Origin of the sequence: Paraburkholderia atlantica (assembly GCF_000092885.1) — a bacterium.
Classification (GTDB): domain Bacteria; phylum Pseudomonadota; class Gammaproteobacteria; order Burkholderiales; family Burkholderiaceae; genus Paraburkholderia; species Paraburkholderia atlantica.
On sequence record NC_014119.1, the window covers coordinates 487,067 to 506,643 of the forward strand.

Below are 19,577 nucleotides of genomic sequence, written 5' to 3' on the forward strand. Positions count from 1 at the left end.
GCGCAAGCCTCCTGCCCTTCACCGCTTCGCGGCGGCAACCGGCAGCAGTTCGAGCGTGAGTACTTCGAACGGCGCAAGCTGCACTGCTTGCGGCACATCGGCGTCCAGTCGAGCGGGAATACCGGAAGCCCTTGCATGCCCAACGCTGCGCAATTCGAATCGTGCCACCGCCCCATCCGGCAACTCCAGTTGGCGCCGCGGGTCGAGTGTGAAGCGTCGCGTGCGACCGGCAGGATTGCGCAGCGTCACGATCGCCTTGTGCGGCGACCACGCTGCCCAACCGTAAGCCGCCCGTTCGTCCGGCGCCCCGCCAATCCAATGGCTGTCGCGCAGAATGTCGCCGTTTTCGCGCGCCCATAGCGCGGCGCGCGCAAGCACATCCCAGTCGTGCTCGCCCAGCAGCGCCGGCGTGATGTACAACTCCTGCAACTGCGTGCCGGTCCCGAAGTACGACCACACTTCGTGGCCGAATGCATCGGCCGCCGACGTATTGAGCCGTCGATTGCACTGCGCGTACAGGATGCCGTGCAGCATCAGCGAATTGAGCGGAAAGAGCGGACTGCGCTCCACGACGTTGTGGTACGTCTGCGTGTCGCGGTAAGTGATCCAGCGCTCGCGGTTCGTGCCGCTGCCCGCGAGGCCATCGTCGCTGCCGCCGCGCCAGATGGAATCGACATGGAGCAGCCAGAACGGTGACGGATGCGTGCCTGTCGTGAGATTGATGAAGGTTTCGGGTTTGGCCGCGCGGATGTCCCCGATCAGTTGAATCGCCGCGTCCCAATCGCTATCGAACAGGCTGCCGGGAAACACCCTGTCGGCATTGCCTGTGCCGTCGAACTTGAATTGATTGACGCCGCCCTTGTCGAGCAAGTCCATCACGACTTGATGAAAGCGCCGGTAATACGCCGGCCCCGATAATGCGAGACCGTTGTCGATGACCTCGTAACCAGCGGCCCGTCCTCGCGCTACGCGTTCCTGTTTCGGCGTACCGTAGCCGCCCCACGGGGAAAGCCATATGCCGGGAGCGGCGCCGAATCGCGCGGCAGCGTCGCGCAGCGGAACGAAGCCATGTGGAAATGCGTTGCTGAATTGCCAGCCGCCGCCAAGGTCGTCCCAGCCATCGTCGAACAGAAGCGAATCGATTTGCACCCCGCGCGCTGTGTGCAACTCGCGGCCGATCGTTGCGATGCGTTCGAGCGCCTGTTCCTGCGTATATGGCGTCAGGTAGCCGATGTCGCCCCAGCTGTTGTAGTGCAGAAACGGGCGATACGGACGAGCGCGTTCCCGCTCCAGATAGATGCCGAAGTCGCGCCGAATCTGGCCGTCGCAGGCTACACCTGCCACAGCGGAGTAGACGAGCGTTCTGTTTTTCCGCAGCGGTAACGCGCGATGCAGCGTAAAGCCGAGGCTGTCGCTCTCCACTTGACTCGTCGCCAGCGGATGCTCGAAGCCCAGATAAAAGTTGCCCGCAATGGCCGGCGTGCCCTTCCGCTCACTACTGGCCTTGGCGCCAACAGCGCGCGTCTGCAGCAATGACACGGCGGTGATCGCTTCGTCCTGAAGAAGCGCCGTAACCGCCAGTTGGACGCGCAGATATCGTGACCCTTCGCGTTGCTCGACGCTCCATTGCACCTTTAGGCGTCCATCAGTATCGACCAGGGAGACGCTGGCGCGCCGCCCTGCGATTCGTTCGCCGAGGCGGGACGCATCGGGGTTGGGTTCGAGCGCAGCGTCGCTCACGGGCGCAACGACCCTCAGCCCGGACAGGTCCGTGGTGGTTCCGTCAGCAAGCGTGAGCGTGAACGGCGCGACGATCAGCAGCGTGCGTTTGCGCTCGCAATCGATCAGCGAGAAACCGGCGAGACGCTCGTTCTCGTGCGTCCAGCGCAATGCAATTGCGTCGTTGCCGAATGAGGCGATATGGCCCGTCGTCTGGAAAGCGGGCATGCCAGTTTGCGTAGGCAAAGCATGGTCGGCGCGCATGGAGAGACCTGTCTCGGGCCACAGCAGCACATAGGGTAACGGCAACGGACCCACGTGTTCAAGGCGCAGCGAGCGCGGATCGCCGCGCCGTCTGCGCCGGCGCCATCCCATGCGACCGACGGACCCGTCACCCGCGAAGTGCGCGTGGACTAAAGCGACCTTGCTGGCCTGCGCGGCGTGCAGCAGCTATCAAATCCGCGCACGCGGGCGAGTCGGAGCGAGGAAACGCATAGAAACGAACAACCGGCAACGCGGGCAGTCCTTCTTTGCGACCCACGAGGCGCAAACCTTCGACTCGCTGACTATCGGCGATGACTGTGACAGCAAAACCCGCACGCGCCGCCGACAGGCAGCCCGCCATGCTGCTGCTCTCGAACACGAGGCGCCGACGCGGCTGCATTGCTTGCCGAAACACCAGATCCAGACGACCGCGCTCCTGCTGGCGCAACAGATCGGCTGTGATGCCGACTTTCAGGTCGATCGTCGCCTAGGGATGTCGCTGTCGAAAACGCTGTAGCACCTGGGGTAGCCAGGCGCCGGCAAAATCTTCCGATGCACCGACCCGCAGTAACCCAGGCAGCGGCGCGCCGCGTAGTTTCGCGCGGGCCTCGCGTTCCAGATCGAGAATGGCCGATTCGGGTTACCGCGTGCTCGCACCCGCACTGCGGGGCTTCGCGCCCACACGGTTTCTCGATGCGAGCACGCCTCGCAGCGGCCAGTTGTCCGCGCTGGGCCGCGATCTTCTGGATTTCATCGACGTGTTGGAAGTCGAGCGGCCGATCCTGGTCGGACATGATTGGGGCGCACGCGCGGTCGGTGATGCGTGCGGCCTGCGAGACGGCGTGGCTTCACATCTGGTCATGCTATCGGTGGGATACGGCACCAATGCCCCGGACCAGATACTGACCCTGCAGCAGGTGCGCAATTATTGGTACCACTGGTTTATGGCCACGCCGCGCGGCGCACGCGTGGTACGGGACGACCGCGAGACCTTCGCTCGGCAGATGTGGGATAGCTGGGCGCCGGCCGGCTGGTATGCGCCGGCCGACTTCGACGAAGCGGCGCAGGCATTCGCGGGCGACGACTGGGCCGAAATCGTGCTCCATTCCTACCGCCACCGTTGGGGCTTCGTCGACGGCGACCCCGCCTATGCCGACGACGAAGCGCGTCTGAATCCCGCACCGGCGCTATCGGTCGCAACGCTGGTGTTGCACGGCGGTGCGGACACCTGCAACCATCCCGATAGTTCGAGCGGACGGCAGTCTTACTTCCTTGAGCGCTATGAGAGGAAGGTTCTCGATGGTGTGGGCCACTTTCCGCAGCGCAAAGCGCCTCGGGAGGTTGCCGATTCCATCTTGCAGTTCTGTCGATGAGACTGGGCGCGCTCACGAGGCGTCAATGGTCGTCGTCAGCGTCACCGTCGTCGCGGTGAAGACCGTAACGACGGTCGTCGCGGCAATCGCAGCGGTGGTGAGTTCGCGAACGGTGCTCAGAACAGAGTCGGCAAAGAACATGCTATTGCGACGGTCGAACGCGATAGTGATGAAGTAGAGGAAGCCGGCTGCGGCCGCGGGGCCGCTGGCCGGACCTGCTCCGTTGGTGCCGTTGCCCACCACCGTCGTGATGATCCCGGTGCGACGGTCGACGCAAGGAATGCGGTCGTTGCCAAAATCGCTGATGACGAGGTTTCCATAGCGGTCGAAGGCGATGTCCGTCGCGTTGATCAACGCAGCGCCGTTGCAATTCTAAAGTTCATACCAGTGATGCCGATAAATGGCTTGCTGGTCACTGATTGCACGGGATGGCCATTATTCAAAGGCGCTGGGCTGTTGCGCGTCGACGCTCTCAATCCACAAATAAAGAATCATGAAGACCAAAGCACTTTCAAAGTCCGCGCTCGCCGCGGGTTTTGTCGTTACCGCACTGCTCACGGGTTGTGCTTCCCTTCCGAAAACCGACCTTGCCGCCAGCAATCGGCAAAAGCTACATACGATCGGCATGCTGGACGTCAAGGAACCGCGCGGAGAGAGCGTGGTCAACTTCGGCGGCGCTGCCGGAGCATTTGGATTGATTGGTGGATTGGTGCAAGCCGGGGTCAACGCCAATCATACGAGTACGTACACGCAGCGCGTGGCGAGCGAAAAAATCGTTTTCGCCCCCGTTGTTGACGATGGCCTTACAGCGAGACTCTCCAGCGGCGGCTATCAGATCGTTGCGTTGCACGGCCAGAGCGTCAAGCTCGCAAGCGATGGCAAGTCCGACGACTTCTCAGACGTCAAGACCGACGCGGATGCCATCTTGAACGTGTGGATTACTTCGTTTGGCTATGCATCCCCACCGGATACGAGCGACTTCATTCCGTGGGTCGTTATCCGTGCGCGCCTGCTCGATTCGAAGTCGAAGCAGGACATGTACTTTAAGACGTTCGCTTGCGGCTGGGACATCAAGGCCAATTCGGTTCATATCGAAGCAGATGCCAAATATCGTTATGGCAGCTTCGGCACGCTGACCGACCAGTTCGATCAGTCGGTGGCAGGCCTCAAGGATTGCGAACAGGCGGTTGTCGCAGCAATTGGGCAGGATTTGACCAAGCCGCAGTAAGCGGGTTGATCTCAGGATTGACAGCCCTCCCCGCCCCAAGAATCGGCAGGTCTTGCCGACTTCACGCGTCAATTTTCGCCGCCAACGTCGTTCCTCCATCAAGCCTTTTTAGTTTGATCGGCGCCAGGGGTTGCCGGGTGGTCTGTCAGGTTCGCCGACTTCCTACATAAGCTCATATTACAATGCCGGGCTAAAAACGCTGCCCGGTACGGCGGCACACAGATCAAAACGCTCAATGTCGACCCAGCTTTCGAATCCTACGTCGCTCGCCTCGGCCTCCGACAAACCTGCCGCCGCAGGCATCGCATCACTCGGTTGGCTGCTCCCCTTCCACGCACTCGTCTGGACCCTGGCCGCCTGGCTCGCGCGCGGCAACCTGGACATCCAGGGCGACATGGTCGAGACCTATGTCTGGGGCCTCGAGTGGCAGGCCGGTTACGCGAAGCACCCGCCGCTTTCGTCGTGGGTCGCAGCGGCCTGGTTCAGCGTGTTCCCGCATACCGATCTCGCGTATTTCGCGCTGTCGGCGGTGAACGTGCTGGTCGGCCTCGTCGGCATCGTCGCGCTCGCCGGGCGCTTCGTGCCGCGCCAGATCGCGATCTTCGCCGGGCTTGCGATGGCGGTATCGCCGCTTTACTCGAATCTCGCCATCAAGTTCAATCCGAACTCGATCCTGTTGTCGGTCTGGCCGTGGACCGCCTACTTTTTCGTCCGCTACGTGCAGCCGGGCAGCCGCCTCGCACGCGGCGGCGCGGCGCTCGGTCTCGGGGCGTGCGCGGCGCTTGCCGTGCTGGGCAAGTACTTCACGGTCGTGCTGCTGCTCGGGCTGTTGCTGGCATTGCTCGCGCGTCCCGCATGGCGTGCGCGCCTCTTCAGCGTCGATTCGCTGCTCGCGGTGGCGGCGGGTGTCGCCGTGCTGGCCCCGCACGTGCACTGGATGATGGTCAATCATTTCCCGACGCTGGAGTACGCCGCGCAACGCACCGGCGGCACGCTGGTCGCCGCGGTCGGGCGCTTTGGCATCTACACGCTCGCGCAGATCGGCTATCTCGCGCTCAGTTTCATTTTCGTGCTGTTGATGGTGCGCACGCGCGGGGCCGCGCGGCTGATGGCGCTGAGCGTGGTTCGGCGCGGGTCGCACCCGGATCTGTGGTGGCTCGCGCTGGGGCCGCTGTTCGCCGTGGGCGTGCTGTCGGTGATCGGCAAGACGCAGATGGCCTCGGTCTGGGGCATGGCGCAATGGTTCGCGATCGTGCCGCTCTGGCTTGCCGTGCTCACGCAAGCCCGCGTCGAGTTCGCGCCGCAGCGTGCCATACGCGCCATGGCGGTGTACTGGGCGCTGGTGCTCGTGGTGTCGGCAGTGGTCGGCTACATGGGGGCGCGGCGCAATACCGACGACGCGGCCGAGCCGCGCGCGGAACTCGCGGCAGCCGCGCAGGCGGTGTGGCACGAACACACCCGCCGGCCGCTGTCGATCGTGGCGGGCTCGACGCATGAAGCCGCTTCGATGGTGTTCTATGACGGCGGCGGCGCCCGCTTCTGGGATCTCCACTGGCCGGCGGCAACGCCCTGGTTCACACCCGCCGATTTCGCGCGCCAGGGCGCGCTGATCGTGTGCCGTGGCGACGACTCGGACTGCATCACGACGGCATCGTCGCTAAGTCATGCAGCACCGGTTGCGCTCGAGGTGGGCAAGACCGCATGGGGACGGGAGTTGCCCGCGCGTCCCTACCAACTGTTCGTGATCGTGCCGCAGTCGTGAGCCACGCGCCGATCACGCCGGACCGCGGCCGGCCGCTCGTCGTCGATCTCGATGGCCTGCGCATAGCGCTGGTGAGTGGCGGTCGCGAGCACGAGCGCACGGCCGGCCGCGGCTGACGATCGCATTTTGCGCGGCGTGTTTCTGGATGGCGATCTAGAGGGGCGATCATGTGTCGGATGGCCTGTGCTGATGGGCCGCCCTCCCACCTTCTGCAATGCGCTCGCAAGCTAACCGAGCGAGTGGAAAGGGGTACCATGAGCACACCATCCCACGCCAGGCTGATCCGTGCCTGAGCGTGTAACGTCTTCCTCGCCAAAGGTCCTGCCATGATCGTGTATCACACCGTACCCGGTTCACCGGTCATCGAAATATCCGTCGAAGGCAAAATCACCGACCACGAACTGCGCGAAGCCATCGAACGCATGCGTGGTGATCTCGAGCTGAACGGCAAGACCCGCGTGCTCGAACGCATCGAACATTTCAGCGGCATCGAACCGAAGGCGCTGTGGACCGACCTGACGCTCGGCGTCGCCGTCGCCCGCAAGGTCACGCGCGCCGCCGTGGTGGCCGACGCGGGCTGGATTCACGCGTCGATGCATTTGGCGCGGTTCTTTACAAAGGCTGAAATCAAGGCGTTTCGCGTCAACGAACTGGAACAGGCGCGGGCCTGGATCAACGCCTGAACGTCGTCTTCAGCCGAACGCATTGAGCAGAGACCGGTACTGCCGCATCAGGAACACGCAGCGCCACCCACGCAAGAAGCACAACAGGAGAAGAGGAGCACATGACGAAGCGAGTGATTGCGACCGGCGGCAGCGGCCTGGCCGGAAAATGGGTCGTCGAGGACCTGGTCGAGCACGGCTACGAGGTGATGAATGTCGATCGCGTGCCGATGGCAGCGCGCACGGCGCGCACGTTGATTACGGACATCACCGATGCGGGCCAGGTATTCAATGCGCTTGCATCGAGCACGGCGCCGGGAGAATTCGCCAACGACCTCGAACCAAAGCCGATCGACGCGATCGTGCATTTCGCGGCGATCCCTCGCATCATGATCACGCCCGACAACGAGGTGTACCGGATCAACGTGATGGGCACGTACAACATTCTCGATGCAGCGTCGAAGCTTGGCATTCGCAAGGTGATCGTCGCATCGAGCGAAACCACCTATGGCATCGTGTTCGCGCACTGCGACCGCAGTCCTGAATACTTCCCGCTCGACGAGGAATATCCGGTGGACCCAATGGACAGCTACGCGACGTCGAAGGTGATCAACGAAGTGACGGCGAAAGCGTTTCACGCACGCACCGGCTCCGACATTTACTGCTTTCGGATCGGCAACGTGCTCGAACCCAGCGACTACGCGAAGTTTCCGCAGTGGCTCAAAGATCCGGCACTGCGCAAGAGGATTGCGTGGAGCTATATCGACGGCCGCGATCTCGCGAGCGCGTGCCGGCTCGCCATCGAAAAGGACGGTCTCGGCTTTCAGGTGATGAACGTCGCGGCCGACGACGTATCGTCCGACGTACCCACGACGGAACTGCTCCGGCGCTACTACCCGGGCGTGCCGCTCAGGAAGCAGCTCGGCGAGTTCGAGACCCTGCTCAGTAATGAGAAGCTCAAGCGCCTCCTTGGATGGAAACAGCAACACTACTGGCGCGACGAGGCGAAGAAGGTCGTCTAGCATGCATGGCGGGCCGGCGCCCTGCCGGCCCAATCATGCCCTGCGGGTCCTGATGGACTGCTTTGCAACGACGCAGACCGGTGCAATAGCGTCGTTGCCGATCCCAAGCAGATCAGTGCCTGTGCACCTTCTCCAGACTGTCCGCGCGATGCACCGCGTGCTGGCCGCTCTTCTCGCTTTCGACCTCGTAACGGGGGTCGTCCTTCGACGCGCTGAGAACCTGACCGTCCAGTTCCGTATCCCTGATGATCCTGCGGACGACCGTGCCTGTCGTCACGCCTTGCGGAGTGTTCCACGTGACGCGATCACCTGTTTTCAGTCGATGGGACATGATTGTGCGCTCCAGTGGTTGAATCCATAGGATCGCAGCATTCTTCGTTCCTGAGGCCGGTGCGAACGCCTGCGTGGCTCGGCATACCGTCCCTCCCTGCGGGCGAGCTGGCAGGAACCCCTGCACCTGCGGAATGAATCAGTTCGGCGCGCAGATATAGCGGCGTGACCACGGAAGCTTGCTAGCACGGATGCCCGCCTTACGCGCGACGATCTGGATGTGATGCCGTGATTCATCAGCACGCCATCTTCGGCGAGCAGTCCTTCTACGTGTGCGAAGTATCCGGCCAGGTTTTGGCGCCCCCCATGCTCGAACCTCCAGTTCTCCTTCATGGACCGCAAGTAAAGCGACATCGTCGATGCAGACCGTGCAAAACGCCGGATCAACGGTTGAAATCGCGGCCCGAGATCACGGCATCGACATAACCTGTGCGAATGACGAAATCACCGAAGTGCTCGTGCTCGACACGTTCGCTGGCGAAATGGCCGAGCGTCGTGTCGAGCGACTCGAGGATCGTCTGTTCGCCGACGTTCTCGCGATACAGGCGATTGAGTCTTTCCCCGTGAAAGCCGCCACCCAGGTAAAGGTTGTACTTGCCAGGCGCACGTCCCGACAGTCCGATTTCTGCGATGTAGGGCCGCGAGCAGCCGTTCGGGCAACCGCTCATGCGCATCGTGATCGGGACATCCGCCAGTCCATGCTTTTCGAGCAAGGCTTCGATCTTCGTCACGAGAGACGGCAGGTAGCGCTCGCTTTCGGCCATCGCCAGTCCACATGTCGGCATCGCGACACAGGCCATCGAGTTCAGGCGCAACGCGCTATCACGCACGTGAGCGAGCAGGCCGTGTTGTTCGGCGAGCCGCTCGATCTGCTCGCGGTTCGTGTCGGGTACCTGAGCAATCACGATGTTCTGATTGGGCGTCAGGCGAAACGTGCCGACGTGCACGCGCGCGATTGCACGCAGACCATCGAGCAGCGCATGGTCCGGCCCGTTGCTCAGGCGGCCGTTCTCGATGAACAGCGTCAGGTGATGCGCGCCGTCGTCGCCGGTCTGCCAGCCCAGTGCGTCGCCGTTCGTCGTAAAGGCAAACCGGTGTGCGTCTCCGAGTGCGAAGCCCAGCCGCCGTTCGATCTCTGCTTTGACCCAGTCGAGACCGAGATCGTCGATCGTGTACTTGAAGCGCGCGTGCGCGCGTTCCTTGCGGTCGCCGTAATCGCGCTGAACGCTCATCACGGCTTCACAGGTGGCCAGCACCTGATCCGGCGTGACGAAGCCGATCACGTCGGCGAGCCGCGGATAGGTCGCCGCCGATTGATCGCTGCGCCCCATTCCGCCGCCGATCGCGACGTTGAATCCCTTCAGTTCGCCGTGCTCGGCAATGGCGATGAATCCGAGATCCTGTGTGTAGACATCGATGTCGTTGACGGGTGGAACCGCGAAGCCGATCTTGAACTTGCGCGGCATGTAGGTCTTGCCGTAGAACGGCTCCTCGGGTTCCGGGCCCTCGATGCGTGTCTCGCCATACCAGGTCTCGTGATAAGCGTGCATGCGTGGAATGGCCTGGTCGCTGGCGCGGCGTGCGAGGTCATAGACCGCGGCATGGAGTGACGACAGATGCGGATTGATCGAACACATCACGCCGCGCGCGTCGTCGCCGCAGGCAGAGATCGTATCGAGCTGCACTTCGCGCAGGCCCTGGATGACGGGTCGCAGGTCGTGTTTGAGCACCCAATGGAATTGGACCGTTTGCCGCGTCGTCAGCCGCAATGTTTCGCCGCCGTTCGCGCGCGCGAGCTCGTCGAGTTTCAGCCATTGCGCGGGGGTGCAGACGCCGCCTGGCATCCGCACGCGAATCATGAACTGAAAGGCCGGTTCCAGCTTTTGCCGCCGGCGCTCGTCGCGCAGATCGCGGTCGTCCTGTTGATAGATGCCATGGAATTTCAGCAGCTTCGTGTCGGTATCGGCTACGGCGCCCGTCAGCGGGTCGGCCAGGCTTGCGCCAATCGTGCCGCGCAATTGGTCGCTCGCGGCCTTCAGACGTTCGTCCGCGCTCAAGCATTCGACGGGCTGTGACAGGTCGCGGCTGCGATCCGGTTCGGTAGGTGGATTGCTCATCATGTCGCTCAGTAGACGTCGCGCTGGTAGCGCCCGTCGCGTTGAAGCTGTTGAAGGTACGCTTGCGCGCATTCGGTATCGAGCGCGCCCTCGCTGCCGATGATCTCGAGAAGCGTGTGATGAACGTCGGGCGCGAGGCGGCTTGCATCGCCGCAGACGTACAGGTGCGCGCCTTCTTCCAGCCACGCGAACAGGTCGTGACCCTGCGCTTGCATCCTGTGCTGCACGTAGATCTTCCCTTCGCCGTTCGCGCGCCGGTCGCGCGAGAATGCAACGTCCATCCGCGTCAGCGCGTTGTCCTTCAGCAGCCGTTGCCACTCGGTCTGATAGAGAAAGTCGGTGCGGAAGTTGCGTTCACCGAAGAAGAGCCATGACCGTCCGTTCGCCCCGCGTGCTTCGCGTTCCTGCATGAAGGCGCGGAATGGCGCAATGCCGGTGCCGGCGCCGATCATGATGATCGGCACGTCGCCCGCGGGCAGCCGGAAGTTCGAATTCCGGTGTATGTACACAGGCAACTGAGCATCGAGCTCGATGCGCTCGGACAATTGGCCCGACGCCACGCCCGCGCGCGGTTCGCCGTGCAGTTCGTAGCGCAGCGCCGAAACGGTCAGGTGCACTTCATCGGGCGCCGCGGCGAGGCTCGATGCAATCGAATAGAGGCGCGGCTGCAAAGGTCGCAGCGCGGCGAGGAAGTGCTGCGCGTCGATCCCCTTGACGGGAAACCGCCGTACCACGTCGATGATGTGATGGCCGCGCATGTAGGCGGTTCGCTCGTCAGCGTGCGCGTTGTCGACGAGACGTTCGAGCTCTGCCGCACCGGAAAGCCGTGCCCAGTGCTCGAGAAAGCGTGGCGTGAGCGCAGTGACTTCGAAGCCGGCACCGAGCGCATCGCCGAGTGTCGTGTCGTTGCCCTTTACGTCGACGGCTTGCGAGTCATCGAGAACGAGTTCCTGCAGTACCGCGCGAACCACTGAAGGGTCATTCGTCGGCACCACGCCCAAAGCGTCGCCCGGGTCGAAGCTGAGGCCCGATCCTTCGAGCGACAGTTCGATATGCCGGGTTTCCTTCGATGATCCACGTCCCGTCAGCGCGATGTTTTCAATGACGCGGGCGTGAAAAGGATGTTGCCTGTCGCTCGCCGCCCGCCGCTGCGGCAAAGCGCCTGCGGGCGCGCGCGGTTCGGCGCTGGGCGGATGACCGGCTGCGGATGCGTCGCTGACCAGAAGCGCAAGGGTCTGTTCGATCCAGGCGTTTGCCGGTTGTTCGTAATCGACGTCGCAATCGACTCTCTGCGCGAGTCGCTCGGCGCCGAGTTCCTCGAAACGGCGGTCGAGCCGCTTGCCCGCCTCGCAGTAGTGTTCATAGGTCGAGTCGCCCAACGCCAGCACGGCAAAACGCACGCCAGTGAGCTTCGGCGCCTTGCGTCCTTCGATGAACTCGAAGAAGTCGGTGGCCGATTGCGGCGGATCGCCCTCGCCATAAGTGCTCGCGACGACGAGGACATCCTGCTCGTCCTTCAACTGACGAACCTTGTAGCTGGCCAAGTCATGCAGCGATGCGACGAGGCCGCGTTGCGCCGCCTGCTCGGCGAGCGAGCGGGCGAGCGCCGCGCTGTTGCCGGTTTCGCTGCCGTAGAGCACGCTGAGCCGGCGTGCCGAAGTGCCGCCGAGATCGGCTTCAGCAGCCGGTGCGCGCGCTTCGGCTCGGAGTGTGCTGGCTTGATCGAACCCCGCGAGATATCCGCTGACCCAGACGAGTTGCCGGGAGTCGAGCGAGGTCGTGAGGGCCTTGATGTGTTCCCACTGGGCCTCGGTCAGCACCGGGTCCCGAAATTCCGCAACAGCCATCTCTCTATCGACTCCAGACGTACGCTGCCCCGGGACGCCCGCGTGAGCGTGTCGCGCGGGCCTCGACAGGTCAGCTTGGTGATGAACCGACAACCATTTTCCGGCACCGGTTATCCGCACGCAAATGGATACTCATTGCAATTGATAGCAAAAATTTTGATATGAAACGATGGATATCACGCTGGCCCGCACCTTTTCTCGAAGTCTCGGCAAGTGGCAGCTTCATATCGGCTGCGGAGCGTTTGCACCTGACGCAGACGGCGGTGAGCGCGCGCATCCGCACGCTGGAGGAGCAGCTGGAACGCCGGCTGTTCGTCCGCAACGGGCGCGCCGGAATTCTCATGGTCGGCCTACGTGGTGTACGCCAGACGACAGGAAGGCAACGTTATCGACCGCGTCCGGCAGGGGCTGCGGGCCGTCGCCACTGCTTAGGACGAACCGCGCGTGGACCACGAGGTGGTCTCACGGCCGACAGTTCGCGGCAGCAGGGGGCGGACGGAGCGGGGCGGGTCCGTGTCGCAGCGGTGACGACGCTTGTACGTTTGACCAAATTGGTCAGGTGATCATCGAGAGGAGCCGACCGTTATCAGAAGCGTGACGTCTTTCGGAATGTCCACCGGGTCCGGCCCGAGCACACCCGCGGGAATATGAATGTTGCCGCCATAGTGAATCTTGTGTGAGCCGGCGGATAGCGGCTCTAGTAGCAGGAAGTAGCCGTCGCCTGCGGCCGTACCGTTACCGCCGGTACCCGTAGGGTTAAAAACCCAAGGAGTAGGAGCGGTAAACGGGAACTGGTCAGTCATCGTCCGATATGCGCTGACGTTGGCGATTGGGACATCGTCGACACTCACAAACACGTTCTGGATGTAGTTGGCGAACTGATGGGCAATCGCCCGTTGACCGGCCGCCGTCGCTGCATAGAAAGGCTCGGGGTCGAGCGACGAAGCCTCTACGTCAAGCGTGGTCAAAAAGATCGCCGTCCCTGCGGGAATAACGTTTGCGGACTGATTGCAGATTTGGTCCGGGAGATCGGGCGCCGACCAATACCAAACATTGCCCGTTTGCCCCGCCGAGATAGGACGGTTGGTGCAGTCATTAAAAGGATGCGGAAGCGGACCGAGAGGCAACGCTAACGCCCACTGCCAGAACGACGCCTCCCACTGCGCGTAGGTCTTGCCTCTAAAGCGCGCATTGAGTGGCACCACGTGAGGGCTCGCAGACGCCGCGGGCGGCGCAGCTTTATGCGCTACTGCCGATTCGCCAGCACTATCACTGCCTCCTCCACCGCATGCGGTCAATGCCGCTGCAATCGATATCACAATCGCGGATGCCTGCAATCCTCTTTTGAGTCGTGGAATGAAGGCCGCGATATCTGTTCCTGCATCTTGATCATTCATGACGCTCTCCAACGTATTTGTGCTTCTTTAACTGGGAGTCATCGACTCGGTCGATGGCAACGTTAACGAGCCACCCGGATTTGCAAACCGACCAGCCACAAAAGACATCTTCTCCAATCGCTATGACGTCGCTATCGCTGTCGCGAGCGAACTCAATAGCAATATCGAGCGAAAGTCCGCGGGTCAATTTGCCGCCAAACATTCGCAAAATCCGAAAGGCAATAAAAGGTCCCACCGAAATTCACCTGATCGGGCGAATGTGAAAATGGGCGCATCGTTGAGCGCGCGGAGCCACGCATTCGCTGTCCGCGACCGGAACCAACATATAGGAAGGACTACTTCGTCACTGAGCCAACGCAATGAGCTGAGTGGTCGCAGATGCGTGCAGAAGTTTTGCACGGAAGTCTGCTCGTGGTGACTTCATGAGTCATGCAACCAATAAGATTTGCATTGCATGACGTCGTTATAGCAGGGGTGAAAACTACTACAAGGCGATAAATCAGCCGGGATAAGACTTCGGTTAGACGCCATGAGCCATGCAAGAGCGCGTCGGCTCAATTCGACACATTGGCCGATCGTCATCGGACGCCCGCGCGCAATTCGTCCCGCCACGGGCCCGCGTGTGGCGCGCGGCACCGCTCGTTCCCCGTCAATCAGTACGCGGGCAGCGAATTCCACGCCCGGCTTCCTCAATGCGGCTCACTCTTCCACATGAGCCGGACCGGAAAATGTTCGTTCGGCGCACACCAAGCGACCTACACTGCAATTCAACGAAGACAAAAAAGATCGCCAGACTTAGCTGGATCCGGACGATCGCATTCCGATTTCGCTTTGATCAGGCGGAGTCCGTACATGCTCCCCTTTTTGTCTGGAGGCGCTCATGAAAAAGGAGAGGAAGACAGCACGGCAAATTCTGTCCGCGAACCCTCGGGAGGTTGTTTCGGTCGGCCCCGACGACACGGTGCTCAGCGCGCTGCAACTGATGGCCGACAAGGATGTGACGACGGTGCTGGTGCTGCAAAGCAGCAATCTGGTTGGCGTGCTGTCTCAGCGCGACTACGCGCGCAAGGTCGACGTGCTCGGCCGCAACGCTGCCAGCACCAGGGTTGGCGACATCATGACCACTCAGGTGTTTTATGTGACGCCCGAGCATACCTGCGATCAATGCCTCGCGTCGATGCATACGAAGCGGATCCGGCACCTGCCTGTTATCGAATCCGGGCGCGTCATCGGCGTGCTTTCCAACAGTGACGTGCTGGAGGAACTCCTGCAGGAGGACGAGCGTTTCATCCGGGTTCTCGAGGACGACATGCTCCATCTGACCATTGATACCGGCGGCGCCTATTAGACAGTCGCGCTCGAATCAGACGAGGTGAAACATGAGCACGCAATCAACCGCGGGGACGCCTGCACCGGCCATCCTTTCCCGCTCGTCCGGAAAAGTGGCATCGGCGCGCGATGCCGTGCGCCTGATCCGCGCCGGCGATACGGTCGCGACAGGTGGCTTCGTCGGCATCGGCTTCGCCGAAGACATCGCTATTGCCCTCGAGGAACTCTGTACGACGCGTGACGAGGATGCGTTAGTGACCCTCCCAAAGCCGCGCGACCTCACGCTGGTCTATGCGGCCGGCCAGGGAGACGGCAAGGACCGGGGACTGAACCACCTGGCGACGCCGGGACTCGTCAAACGCGTGATCGGCGGACACTGGGGTCTGGTGCCGAAGCTGCAGCGGCTTGCGGTAAATAACCAGATCGAAGCCTATAACCTGCCGCAGGGCGTGATCAGCCACCTGTTTCGCGACATTGCGTCCGGAAAACCCGGCCATCTGTCACGAGTCGGCCTCGGCACCTTCGTCGATCCGCGCTTCGGCGGCGGCAAACTGAACGAACGCACCACCGAGAACCTGGTCGAGTTGATGCAGATCGGCGGCGAGGAATATCTGTTCTACAAGTCGTTCCCGATCAACGTCGCGATCGTGCGCGGCACCACCGCCGATCCCGACGGCAATGTGACGATGGAGCGCGAAGCGCTGACCCTGGAGGCGCTGGCGATCGCCATGGCCGCGCACAACTGCCACGGTCTGGTGATCGTCCAGGTGGAGCGCATCGCCGAAAGCGGCTCGCTCAATCCGCGCCAGGTCAAGATCCCCGGCGTGCTGGTCGATTGCGTCGTGCTGGCGCCGCCAGAGAACCATCAGCAGACCTTTGCCACACCCTACAGCGCGGCGTTCGCCGGCGAAATCCGGGTCCCCGCGAGCAGTGTGGCGCCGATGCCGATGAGTGAGCGCAAGGTGGTCGCGCGGCGCGCGGCAATGGAACTCCAGCCGAACAGCGTGGTGAATCTCGGAATCGGCATGCCCGAGGGCATCGCCAGCGTCGCCAACGAGGAAAGAATTCTCGACCTGCTGACGCTGACCACCGAGCCCGGCGTAATCGGCGGCATTCCGGCGGGAGGCTTGAACTTCGGCGCGGCGACCAACCCGCAGGCCATCATCGATCAGCCCGCGCAATTCGATTTCTATGACGGCGGCGGACTCGACATCGCGTTTCTCGGCCTCGCGCAGGCCGATCGGATGGGAAACCTCAACGTGTCGAGATTCGGGCCGCGCCTGGCCGGTGCAGGAGGCTTCATCAACATCAGCCAGAATGCCAGGAAAGTCGTGTTCGTCGGCACTTTCATGGCGGGCCAAAGCCAGATTTCAGTCGCCGACGGCAAGCTGCGTATCCACCGTGACGGCACGGCCAGGAAGTTCATCGAGGAAGTCGAGCATCGCACGTTTTCTGGCCCGTATGCGGCGGCAGCGGGACAACCGGTCCTCTACGTCACCGAGCGTTGCGTGTTCGAACTCGGCGCCGAGGGCATGGAACTCATCGAGATCGCGCCTGGCGTCGATCTGGAGCGCGATATTCTGGCCAGGATGGACTTCGCACCGATCCTGCGTTCGCCGAAGCAGATGGACGAGCGGATTTTCCTGCCGGAACCGATGGGTTTGCGCTCGAATGTATTGCGACTGCCGCTGGAAGCGCGCTTCATCTACGACGACGACAAGAACATCATGTTTCTCAATTTCTCGCGTCTCGAGGTGAAGCGTCCCGACGACATCGCCGCGATCCGAACTCAGGTATGCCGCATCTGCGAACCACTGGACCACAAGGTTTATGCGGTGGTGAACTACGAGGGCTTCGTGTTGGACCCCGCGCTGGAAGACGCGTATGTCGAAATGGTCGAGGATATGGTGCAGCGCTACTATCTCGGCGTAACGCGCTTTACGACCAGCGCTTTCATGCGCGCCAAGCTGGGTGGCGCACTGACGCGGCGCGGGCTGTCACCTTATGTCTATGAGACGGAGGCGGAAGCGCAGGCGTTCCTGCGCGAGCAGTCGCCGAACCGCTAGCGAAGCTGTAATCGCCACGCGCGATGTCATCGAGCCGGCAGCCGTCACATAGGCTTGTTGTCGCCGCCCTGCAAGTGCAGCGGGTCCGGACTCTTCTGGGTTGAGCGCAACACGCCGGTGTCGTCGAAATAGAAATTGAACAGCAGGTACCACACGTTGTCTTCCAGATAGCGATAGCTCCATACCTCGCGTTTCAACATTGGAAAGTATGTCGTGTCCTCCGGGCGGCCAAAGTTGGTTAGAACGTCGTTCTTCGTCCACTTGTCAGGCTCCGCGCGGTAAAACTCGTTCGGCTGCAGCACTTGCCGGACGCGGATCACTTTGCCGGTTGGGTCGATGTCCGCGGCGACGGTGACTTCCCCCATAGGCTGCGTCGGCCACATCAGCCGCCGCGAACCGTCGGGCAGGTTGTACACCTCGCGCGGCTGTCCCAATCTGGCGACGACGGCAGATTCCGGTTCGCCTGCATGGAACGCCTCCCACGGCTGCGCGCAGGCCTCAAGCGCCAATACCGCCGCGCCAAGCAGCGCGACGCGTGTGTGACGGGCACGACCGAATGCCGATCGCGATGAATTCGATCGCCGGGATGTCATTGGGGACTCTACCCGCCAGGATCCGAAGTCAGTGCCTGTGATGTAGCCAACCCATGTGATGCGCGTCGAGCCACTGGCTCATTGTCTCTTCCGGATGCGCGTGCCTGTATCGCCGCGCGAACACGTACGCGAGGACCAGCAGCGCTGCCAACGCCACTACAAGGCCCATCATTGACTGAGTCATGGCAGCCTCCCTTCTAGGTTGCGACCATGGTTATATGGTAGGCGATGCGCTCGATGTCAGGGCCCTGCCAGCCAGCGCAACTCCGGCCCCGGATAGCTCGCGAGCCATGTGCCGTTCGCGCCCATCGGCTTCCACGTTGATAACAGTTTCAACGCAAGTTTGAAATACCGTTATTACGAGAGGTTATTAAGCGGCGAACGACCAGGCGCCGTCGATTTCCGCAAAACCCCGTGCGGTGGGCCCTGCAGGCTCGCGACACCGCCCGCGCCCGGACTCGCCATCGAGCACCGCGCCCCCGGCCGGCAGCGGCCCCGATCCGACATTTCGGTATACTCTCGGGCTTTCCCGAAACGATTATTTGCGGCCCCTCCCGCGCAGCGACCGCCATTTGACCGGCGCGCCGCCCTCGCGCGACAAGCGCGTCCGCCCCACTCATCATGTCCGATCTCTCCACGCCATTCGGCGCGGCTCGCCGTGCCGTCAACATCAATCCAAAGCCGCTCACCGTCGCGCTCGCGCTGGTCGTGCTCGGCGCGGTCTATCTCGCGCAAACCGTCAGCGTGAAGCAGGCCGCGCTGTACGTCCTCGGCGCGCTGCTCGGCATCACGCTCTATCACGCCGCGTTCGGCTTCACGTCCGCGTGGCGCGTGTTCATCGCCGACGGCCGGGGCGCCGGTCTGCGCGCGCAGATGCTGATGCTCGCGGTCGGCGTGCTGCTGTTCTTCCCGGCGCTTTCCGCCGGCACGCTGTTCGGTCATCCGGTGGTCGGAGAAGTGTCGCCCGTCGGCACCTCGGTCGTGGTCGGCGCGTTCATGTTCGGCATCGGCATGCAGCTCGGCGGCGGCTGCGCGTCCGGCACGCTGTACACGGTCGGCGGCGGCAGCACGCGGATGGTGGTCACGCTGATCGCGTTCATCATCGGCTCGGTGATCGGCACCGCGCATATGCCGTTCTGGTCCGCGATGCCGCATCTGCCGCCGATCTCGCTCGTGCAGACGCTCGGCGTCGTCCCGGGCATCGCGCTGAACCTCGTCGTGTTCGCGGCCATCGCCGCGCTGACCGTGCTGATCGAGAAACGCCGTCACGGCCGTCTCGTCAGCGAGGTGGAACGCGCACCGAACGCATCGCCGTGGCTGCATGGCCCGTGGCCGCTGCTCGCCGGCGGCGTCGTGCTCGCGATCCTCAACTTCGTGACGCTCGCGCTGTCGGGTCGTCCGTGGGGCATCACGTCGGCGTTCGCGCTGTGGGGCGCCAAGGCGTTCTCCGCAATGGGCGTCGACGTCGCGAGCTGGCCGGTGTGGAGCACCGGCCCGAACGCAGCCGCCCTCGCCGCACCGATCAGCCACGACATGAAGTCGGTGATGGACATCGGCATCGTGATCGGCGCGATGGTCGCCGCTTCGCTGGCCGGCCGCTATGCGCCGGTGTGGCGTCTGCCGCTGCGCTCGCTGCTCGCGGCGATCGTCGGCGGTCTGATTCTCGGCTACGGCGCGCGTCTCGCGTACGGCTGCAATATCGGCGCGTACTTCAGCGGCATCGTATCGGGCAGCCTGCACGGCTGGCTGTGGCTCGTCGCGGCATTTTTCGGCAACGTGGTCGGCACGAAGCTGCGTCCGCTGTTCGGCCTTCCGGTCGAGCGCGTCAAGCAGACGGGCTGCTGATCGGGCGGCTTCGGCCGCCTATC

18 protein-coding genes and 2 pseudogenes are annotated in these 19,577 nt (G+C 62.8%); 9 read left to right on the plus strand and 11 right to left on the minus strand.

All coding sequences use genetic code 11. From position 1 onward, the window contains the following. Positions 1-18: 18 nt before the first annotated feature. Both BC1002_RS29820 and BC1002_RS36925 read right to left on the minus strand, forming a co-directional pair. Positions 19-2,094, minus strand: a complete 2,076-nt coding sequence (locus BC1002_RS29820; RefSeq protein ID WP_013093690.1) for a hypothetical protein — start codon at positions 2,092-2,094, stop codon at positions 19-21. Positions 2,095-2,110: 16 nt separating this feature from the next. Next, positions 2,111-2,611, minus strand: a pseudogene (locus BC1002_RS36925) (LysR substrate-binding domain-containing protein); the annotation flags it as partial. On the opposite strand from BC1002_RS36925, the pseudogene BC1002_RS29830 reads away from it, so the two are divergent. Beyond that, positions 2,565-3,356, plus strand: a pseudogene (locus tag BC1002_RS29830) (alpha/beta fold hydrolase); the annotation flags it as partial. The pseudogenes BC1002_RS36925 and BC1002_RS29830 overlap by 47 nt on opposite strands. A gap of 12 nt (positions 3,357-3,368) precedes the next feature. Here the strand turns inward: BC1002_RS29830 and BC1002_RS29835 are convergent. After that, the gene (locus BC1002_RS29835; protein WP_013093692.1) at positions 3,369-3,710 is read right to left on the minus strand and encodes an NHL repeat-containing protein; all 342 of its coding nucleotides are present in this window, start codon (positions 3,708-3,710) and stop codon (positions 3,369-3,371) included. A gap of 139 nt (positions 3,711-3,849) precedes the next feature. Here BC1002_RS29835 and BC1002_RS29840 point away from each other — a divergent pair, with 139 nt between their 5' ends. Then, positions 3,850-4,584 carry a hypothetical protein gene (locus BC1002_RS29840; protein WP_013093693.1) on the plus strand — a complete coding sequence of 245 codons (735 nt, stop codon included), beginning with the start codon at positions 3,850-3,852 and terminating at the stop codon, positions 4,582-4,584. A 235-nt stretch (positions 4,585-4,819) separates the two neighbouring features. Next, the gene (locus tag BC1002_RS29845) at positions 4,820-6,346 is read left to right on the plus strand and encodes a glycosyltransferase family 39 protein (RefSeq protein WP_013093694.1); all 1,527 of its coding nucleotides are present in this window, start codon (positions 4,820-4,822) and stop codon (positions 6,344-6,346) included. Here the strand turns inward: BC1002_RS29845 and BC1002_RS38315 are convergent. Further along, positions 6,313-6,471, minus strand: a complete 159-nt coding sequence (locus BC1002_RS38315) for a hypothetical protein (protein ID WP_162094072.1) — start codon at positions 6,469-6,471, stop codon at positions 6,313-6,315. The genes BC1002_RS29845 and BC1002_RS38315 overlap by 34 nt on opposite strands. Before the next feature lie 201 nt (positions 6,472-6,672). Between BC1002_RS38315 and BC1002_RS29850 the strand changes: the two genes are divergently transcribed. After that, positions 6,673-7,029: a SpoIIAA family protein gene (locus BC1002_RS29850; protein WP_013093695.1), complete on the plus strand. Its 357-nt coding sequence runs from the start codon at positions 6,673-6,675 to the stop codon at positions 7,027-7,029. A 101-nt stretch (positions 7,030-7,130) separates the two neighbouring features. Beyond that, a complete protein-coding gene (locus BC1002_RS29855) occupies positions 7,131-8,030 on the plus strand; it encodes an NAD-dependent epimerase/dehydratase family protein (protein WP_013093696.1) in 900 nt (299 codons plus the stop codon). 112 nt (positions 8,031-8,142) lie between these two features. Here the strand turns inward: BC1002_RS29855 and BC1002_RS29860 are convergent, their stop codons facing one another. The 3 genes from BC1002_RS29860 to BC1002_RS29870 form a co-directional block, all read right to left on the minus strand. Continuing rightward, positions 8,143-8,361 carry a hypervirulence associated TUDOR domain-containing protein gene (locus BC1002_RS29860; protein WP_013093697.1) on the minus strand — a complete coding sequence of 73 codons (219 nt, stop codon included), beginning with the start codon at positions 8,359-8,361 and terminating at the stop codon, positions 8,143-8,145. Positions 8,362-8,743: 382 nt separating this feature from the next. After that, positions 8,744-10,477, minus strand: coding sequence for an NADPH-dependent assimilatory sulfite reductase hemoprotein subunit (locus tag BC1002_RS29865; RefSeq protein ID WP_013093698.1), 1,734 nt, complete (start codon positions 10,475-10,477; stop codon positions 8,744-8,746). 8 nt (positions 10,478-10,485) lie between these two features. Then, positions 10,486-12,324, minus strand: a complete 1,839-nt coding sequence (locus BC1002_RS29870) for an assimilatory sulfite reductase (NADPH) flavoprotein subunit (protein WP_013093699.1) — start codon at positions 12,322-12,324, stop codon at positions 10,486-10,488. Between the two features lie 161 nt (positions 12,325-12,485). Here BC1002_RS29870 and BC1002_RS39865 point away from each other — a divergent pair, with 161 nt between their 5' ends. Beyond that, positions 12,486-12,887 (plus strand): LysR family transcriptional regulator, encoded by a 402-nt coding sequence (locus BC1002_RS39865; protein ID WP_420798803.1) that lies wholly within the window; start codon positions 12,486-12,488, stop codon positions 12,885-12,887. Here BC1002_RS39865 and BC1002_RS29875 read toward each other — a convergent pair whose 3' ends face one another. Together BC1002_RS29875 and BC1002_RS29880 are read right to left on the minus strand one after the other, a co-directional pair. Further along, complete coding sequence (locus BC1002_RS29875; RefSeq protein WP_013093700.1) at positions 12,888-13,721, minus strand: hypothetical protein; 834 nt, start codon at positions 13,719-13,721, stop codon at positions 12,888-12,890. After that, positions 13,714-13,923: a hypothetical protein gene (locus BC1002_RS29880; RefSeq protein WP_041735640.1), complete on the minus strand. Its 210-nt coding sequence runs from the start codon at positions 13,921-13,923 to the stop codon at positions 13,714-13,716. Before BC1002_RS29880 ends, BC1002_RS29875 begins: the two co-directional genes overlap by 8 nt. Before the next feature lie 678 nt (positions 13,924-14,601). On the opposite strand from BC1002_RS29880, the gene BC1002_RS29885 reads away from it, so the two are divergent. Both BC1002_RS29885 and BC1002_RS29890 read left to right on the plus strand, forming a co-directional pair. Then, positions 14,602-15,069, plus strand: coding sequence for a CBS domain-containing protein (locus tag BC1002_RS29885; RefSeq protein ID WP_013093701.1), 468 nt, complete (start codon positions 14,602-14,604; stop codon positions 15,067-15,069). 31 nt (positions 15,070-15,100) lie between these two features. Continuing rightward, a complete protein-coding gene (locus BC1002_RS29890; RefSeq protein WP_013093702.1) occupies positions 15,101-17,116 on the plus strand; it encodes an acyl CoA:acetate/3-ketoacid CoA transferase in 2,016 nt (671 codons plus the stop codon). 44 nt (positions 17,117-17,160) lie between these two features. On the opposite strand, the gene BC1002_RS29895 is transcribed toward BC1002_RS29890, so the two are convergent. Further along, entirely contained in the window at positions 17,161-17,709 is a 549-nt protein-coding gene (locus BC1002_RS29895; protein WP_013093703.1) for a hypothetical protein, read from the minus strand. Between the two features lie 28 nt (positions 17,710-17,737). Next, complete coding sequence (locus tag BC1002_RS38555; protein WP_013093704.1) at positions 17,738-17,893, minus strand: hypothetical protein; 156 nt, start codon at positions 17,891-17,893, stop codon at positions 17,738-17,740. Between the two features lie 437 nt (positions 17,894-18,330). Here BC1002_RS38555 and BC1002_RS29900 point away from each other — a divergent pair, with 437 nt between their 5' ends. Next, positions 18,331-19,554, plus strand: a complete 1,224-nt coding sequence (locus BC1002_RS29900; RefSeq protein WP_013093705.1) for a YeeE/YedE family protein — start codon at positions 18,331-18,333, stop codon at positions 19,552-19,554. Positions 19,555-19,577: the final 23 nt, after the last annotated feature.

Bases quoted from the DNA above. Each gene is read 5' to 3' on its own strand.
- BC1002_RS29890 (WP_013093702.1), top strand. From the start codon at position 15,101: ATGAGCACGCAATCAACCGCGGGGACGCCTGCACCGGCCATCCTTTCC.
- BC1002_RS29850 (WP_013093695.1), top strand. From the start codon at position 6,673: ATGATCGTGTATCACACCGTACCCGGTTCACCGGTCATCGAAATATCC.
- BC1002_RS29870 (WP_013093699.1), bottom strand. From the start codon at position 12,324: ATGGCTGTTGCGGAATTTCGGGACCCGGTGCTGACCGAGGCCCAGTGG.
- BC1002_RS29860 (WP_013093697.1), bottom strand. From the start codon at position 8,361: ATGTCCCATCGACTGAAAACAGGTGATCGCGTCACGTGGAACACTCCG.
- BC1002_RS29865 (WP_013093698.1), bottom strand. From the start codon at position 10,477: ATGAGCAATCCACCTACCGAACCGGATCGCAGCCGCGACCTGTCACAG.
- BC1002_RS39865 (WP_420798803.1), top strand. From the start codon at position 12,486: ATGAAACGATGGATATCACGCTGGCCCGCACCTTTTCTCGAAGTCTCG.
- BC1002_RS38555 (WP_013093704.1), bottom strand. From the start codon at position 17,893: ATGACTCAGTCAATGATGGGCCTTGTAGTGGCGTTGGCAGCGCTGCTG.
- BC1002_RS29895 (WP_013093703.1), bottom strand. From the start codon at position 17,709: ATGACATCCCGGCGATCGAATTCATCGCGATCGGCATTCGGTCGTGCC.
- BC1002_RS29855 (WP_013093696.1), top strand. From the start codon at position 7,131: ATGACGAAGCGAGTGATTGCGACCGGCGGCAGCGGCCTGGCCGGAAAA.
- BC1002_RS38315 (WP_162094072.1), bottom strand. From the start codon at position 6,471: ATGCGATCGTCAGCCGCGGCCGGCCGTGCGCTCGTGCTCGCGACCGCC.
- BC1002_RS29900 (WP_013093705.1), top strand. From the start codon at position 18,331: ATGTCCGATCTCTCCACGCCATTCGGCGCGGCTCGCCGTGCCGTCAAC.
- BC1002_RS29875 (WP_013093700.1), bottom strand. From the start codon at position 13,721: ATGAATGATCAAGATGCAGGAACAGATATCGCGGCCTTCATTCCACGA.
- BC1002_RS29885 (WP_013093701.1), top strand. From the start codon at position 14,602: ATGAAAAAGGAGAGGAAGACAGCACGGCAAATTCTGTCCGCGAACCCT.
- BC1002_RS29880 (WP_041735640.1), bottom strand. From the start codon at position 13,923: ATGTTTGGCGGCAAATTGACCCGCGGACTTTCGCTCGATATTGCTATT.
- BC1002_RS29840 (WP_013093693.1), top strand. From the start codon at position 3,850: ATGAAGACCAAAGCACTTTCAAAGTCCGCGCTCGCCGCGGGTTTTGTC.
- BC1002_RS29820 (WP_013093690.1), bottom strand. From the start codon at position 2,094: ATGGGATGGCGCCGGCGCAGACGGCGCGGCGATCCGCGCTCGCTGCGC.
- BC1002_RS29845 (WP_013093694.1), top strand. From the start codon at position 4,820: ATGTCGACCCAGCTTTCGAATCCTACGTCGCTCGCCTCGGCCTCCGAC.